At 67.8% G+C, this 2984-nt stretch carries 4 protein-coding genes; 3 read left to right on the top strand and 1 reads right to left on the bottom strand.

Going from position 1 to position 2984, the window contains the following annotated elements; translation table 11 throughout:
* On the top strand, positions 1-1564 hold a 1564-nt coding region (locus VGD44_RS01890), incomplete at its 5' end, for a sodium-translocating pyrophosphatase (RefSeq protein ID WP_331083299.1).
* 73 nt (positions 1565-1637) lie between these two features.
* On the top strand, positions 1638-2177 hold the full coding sequence (locus VGD44_RS01885) for an RNA 2'-phosphotransferase (protein ID WP_331083297.1): 540 nt from the start codon (positions 1638-1640) through the stop codon (positions 2175-2177).
* Here VGD44_RS01885 and VGD44_RS01880 read toward each other — a convergent pair.
* A complete protein-coding gene (locus tag VGD44_RS01880) occupies positions 2174-2665 on the bottom strand; it encodes an outer membrane protein assembly factor BamE (RefSeq protein ID WP_331083295.1) in 492 nt (163 codons plus the stop codon). The genes VGD44_RS01885 and VGD44_RS01880 overlap by 4 nt on opposite strands.
* 122 nt (positions 2666-2787) lie before the next feature.
* Here VGD44_RS01880 and VGD44_RS01875 point away from each other — a divergent pair.
* The coding region (locus tag VGD44_RS01875; protein ID WP_331083293.1) for a ubiquinol-cytochrome C chaperone family protein at positions 2788-2984 on the top strand (197 nt) is incomplete at its 3' end.

Genomic DNA, 2984 nt, shown 5'->3' with positions numbered 1-2984 from the left:
CGACGTCGGCGGCGACATGGTGGGCAAGGTCGAGGCCGGCATCCCCGAGGATGACCCGCGCAACGCCGCCACCATCGCCGACAACGTGGGCGACAACGTCGGCGACTGCGCCGGCATGGCCGCCGACCTGTTCGAGACCTACGCGGTGACCACGGTCGCTACCATGGTCCTGGCGGCGATCTTCTTCCGCGCCATGCCCGACGTCGTGAGCAACATGATGCTCCTGCCGCTGGCCATCGGCGGCGTCTGCATCATCACCTCCATCATCGGCACCTTCGGCGTCCGCCTGGGCAAGTCGAACAACATCATGGGGGCCCTCTACCAAGGCCTGATCGTCACCGGCGTCCTGTCGGTCGGCGCGCTCTACTGGGTCATCACCACCCTGGTGCCCGCCGATGTCACCGTGGGCGATAAGACCTTCGGCGGCATGGAGCTGTTCTACTGCGGCCTCGTGGGCTTGGTTGTCACCGCCCTGATCGTCGTGATCACCGAGTACTACACCGGCACCGGCTTCCGCCCGGTGAAGTCGGTGGCCAAGGCCTCGGTCTCCGGCCACGGCACCAACGTCATCCAGGGCCTCGCCATGAGCCTGGAATCGACCGCGGCCCCGGCGCTGGTGATCATCACCGGCATCATCGTCACCTACGGCCTGGCGGGCCTGTTCGGGATCGCCATCGCCACGACGGCCATGCTGTCGCTGGCGGGGTTTATTGTGGCGCTCGATGCGTTCGGTCCCGTGACCGACAACGCCGGCGGCATCGCCGAGATGGCCGGCCTTCCGCCTGAGGTCCGCGTCACCACCGACGCGCTCGACGCCGTGGGCAACACCACCAAGGCCGTCACCAAGGGCTACGCCATCGGTTCGGCCGGCCTGGGCGCCCTGGTGCTCTTCGCCGCCTACACCGAGGACCTGAAGTTCTTCGCGGCCAACGCCATGCCGGGCTCGTTCTTTGAGGGCCTGGGCGCGGTCACCTTCGACCTCTCCAACCCCTACGTCGTCGTGGGCCTGCTGTTCGGGGGGCTTCTGCCCTACCTGTTCGGCGGCATGTCGATGACCGCCGTGGGCCGGGCCGCTGAATCGGTCGTCGCCGAGGTGCGCCGCCAGTTCAAGGAGAACCCAGGCATCATGACGGGCGAGGTGAAGCCCGAGTACGGTCGTGCGGTCGGCATCCTGACCACGGCGGCGATCAAGGAGATGATCGTCCCGTCGCTGCTGCCGGTCGTCTCGCCGGTGCTGCTGTTCTTCGTCATCAACGCCATCGCGGGCCCGGTGAACGGCTTCGCGGCCCTGGGCGCCATGCTGATGGGCGTGATCGTGAACGGCCTGTTCGTCGCCATCTCGATGACCTCGGGCGGCGGCGCGTGGGACAACGCCAAGAAGCTGATCGAAGAGGGCCACTACGGCGGCAAGGGCTCGGAGGCTCACAAGGCCGCCGTGACCGGCGACACCGTCGGCGACCCCTACAAGGACACGGCGGGCCCCGCCGTGAACCCGATGATCAAGATCACCAACATCGTGGCCCTGCTGCTGCTGGCGGTCCTGGCCCACGGCGCGGTGGGCTAAGCCACCAGCTTCTGGTCAATGCAGACGCCTCGGAGAGCGATCTCCGAGGCGTTTTGCATTATGGAGCTTGGCCATGAGTGAAACGGAAGTAAGCAAGTACCTCAGCTACATCCTGCGTCATGCGCCTGAGGCCGCCGGCCTGAGTCTCGACCGCGAGGGCTGGGCCGCGATCGAAGAGGTCCTCGCCGGGGCCCGGCGCGCCCGCAAGGCGTTCGACAGGGCGTTCCTCCAACTGGTGGTCGACAACAACAGCAAGAGGCGGTTCGAGATATCGCCCGACGGCCTGCGTATTCGCGCCGTCCAGGGCCACTCCACGTCGGAGGTGCAGCGTGACTACAATCCGGTCGAGCCGCCGGCGCAGTTGTTCCATGGCACCGCCGAGCGGTTCCTGGTTCCGATCCGCGTCGGGGGCCTCAAGCCCGGGAGCCGCCACCACGTGCACCTGTCCGCTGATGAGGACACAGCAGTCGCCGTCGGCCGCCGGCATGGCCGTCCGGTCGTGCTGCGCGTGGACGCGGCCGGGATGCGCGCCGCCGGGCATGAGTTCTATCAGGCCGAGAACGGCGTCTGGCTGACGGCGTCAGTGCCGCCGCAATATCTGGCCGAACGCTAGCGCCGGTCGCCCGGCCGGCTGCCCGGGACGCCCTCGTCCTCGCGCGGGAGTAGGCCGCCGCGCCCCACGCTGCCCAAGAGCTGTTCCAGCACGGTCATCTCGCGGCCGCGCGTGGGCGTCTCGCGGTTGTTGTAGGCGATCACCTTGCCGTCCTTGAGCGTGTAGACGTTCACCGTCTCCACCATCTCGGTGTCCTTGTTGAAGGTGATGGCGGTGACGTTGCGGGCGGTCACCTGCGGCCTGCGGAAGGCCACGCGCTCCTTGACCTGGTTCACGTAGAACCAGACGTTGGGGTCGAACGTGGACTGCACCGACGGCGAGCCCAGCTTGGCGCGCACGGTCGACTTGGTGTCGGTCCCCACCGCCACGTCCTTCGGGTCGGAGTCGATCGCCTGGAAGCCCGAGTAGCTGGTGATCGGCGAGCAGGCGGAAAGGCCGGCGGCCAGGGTCACGGCGGCAAGGACGGCGAGGGCGGCGTTTCGGGACATCAGGACTCGTTTCTGGGCGCCAGTCGGCAAGAGGCTTTGACCTATCGCCAGCCGGCCCTTAGTTCAATGCGCCCTTTAGGCCCCCCCAAATCTCTCAGACCTGGGGCGAAATCGAGGCTTCGATGCTCAAGCGCCTGTTCAAGCCGAGACCAGCGCAGGCGGCGGGCCGCGCGCTCTATGCGCGGACGGTGGCCCAATCGCGCACGCCCGCGCTCTACGCCGAGCTCGGCGCCCCCGACACGGTCGAGGGCCGCTTCGAGCTCTACAGCCTGCATGTCTACCTGCTGCTCGAGCGGCTGAAGGGGCAGGGGGACCAGGC

The sequence above is a fragment of the Phenylobacterium sp. genome (assembly GCF_036402295.1).
In the GTDB taxonomy this organism is placed as follows: Bacteria; Pseudomonadota; Alphaproteobacteria; order Caulobacterales; family Caulobacteraceae; genus Phenylobacterium.
Note: the sequence above shows the minus strand (reverse complement) of the source record. Positions and strands in the feature narration are given on the sequence as shown.